The sequence below is a fragment of the Halobacillus sp. BBL2006 genome (assembly GCF_000786645.1).
In the GTDB taxonomy this organism is placed as follows: domain Bacteria; phylum Bacillota; class Bacilli; order Bacillales; family Halobacillaceae; genus Halobacillus.
This window is the reverse complement of sequence record NZ_JRNX01000982.1, coordinates 1-1122: the sequence shown is the minus strand read 5'-3', so window position 1 is coordinate 1122 and position 1122 is coordinate 1. Positions and strand designations below refer to the sequence as shown.

Genomic DNA, 1122 nt, shown 5'->3' with positions numbered 1-1122 from the left:
ACAAAAAAATAAAACAGCACAAGAGAGCATAACCAATGACTACCAAACCAAACATTTCAGATCGCTTCATAAGCATCCCTCTCCCTACCCTATTTTGTTGTAAAAAAAGAATACCACCAGAATATCAGAGGGTCTATAGGTTTCTTAAACAAAGCTATGGTTCTACAAAACTTCCTTTGATCGGTAATGATAGAGGGCTAGATCCCGACAAAACAAGTCGAATGAGTGATCTTCTATCAAACTAAACTAGAAAATAAAAAAAGCCCCTCATGGCCTTCCCTTTTTCCGGGAACCTGAGGGGCTTTCGATTGCTTATACTTCTACCGTCCAATTATACGTATCTTCTTTTCTACCGCGTTGAATACCAGTAATCGTGTCGTAGAGCTTTTGGGAAAGCGGGCCGATTTCGTTGTCATTGATGACCATTTGCTTGCCGTTCCAATTCAGCTTGCCGACTGGAGATATAACGGCTGCCGTTCCGGTACCAAACGCTTCTTCAAGCTTACCGTCCTCATAGGCCTGGTAAAGCTCTTCAACCGAAATTTTCCGTTCGGTGACGGGAACATCCCACTCATTCAACACTTCAAGGATTGACGTCCGTGTGATTCCGCGCAGGATGCTGCCACTTAACTCTGGCGTCACAACTTCGCCGTCAATTTTGAAAAAGATGTTCATGCTGCCGACTTCTTCAATATAGCGTTTTTCAATACCGTCAAGCCACAATACATCATTGTTTCCTGTTTGGCTCGCTTTCGCCTGCGCCTGGTATCCGGATGAATAGTTTCCGGCTGTTTTTGCCATACCGGTTCCGCCTTTTACGGCGCGGGTGAATTTCTCTTCAACATTGATTGTGACAGGGTGAATGCCGCCGGAGAAATAAGGTCCTACCGGAGACAGGATAATCATGAACGTGTACATTTTCGAAGGGGCAACTGCAAGACTCGGCTCCGTCGCAATGATGAACGGACGAATGTAAAGCGATGTTCCTTCAAAGGAAGGCACCCAGTCCTTCTCGATGCTGACGAGCTCTTTCAAGTAGCCCATCACTTCTTCTTCGTCAATCGGCGGAATGCTCAAGCGATCGCTGGATTGGTTCAGACGCTCCAGGTTCTTGTCCGGACG

The 1122-nt window shown here is 46.2% G+C and carries 1 protein-coding gene; it reads right to left on the bottom strand.

Annotated elements, in window-relative coordinates:
- Positions 1-312: 312 nt before the first annotated feature.
- On the bottom strand, positions 313-1122 hold an 810-nt coding region (locus LD39_RS21545; RefSeq protein ID WP_035554003.1), incomplete at its 5' end, for a branched-chain amino acid aminotransferase.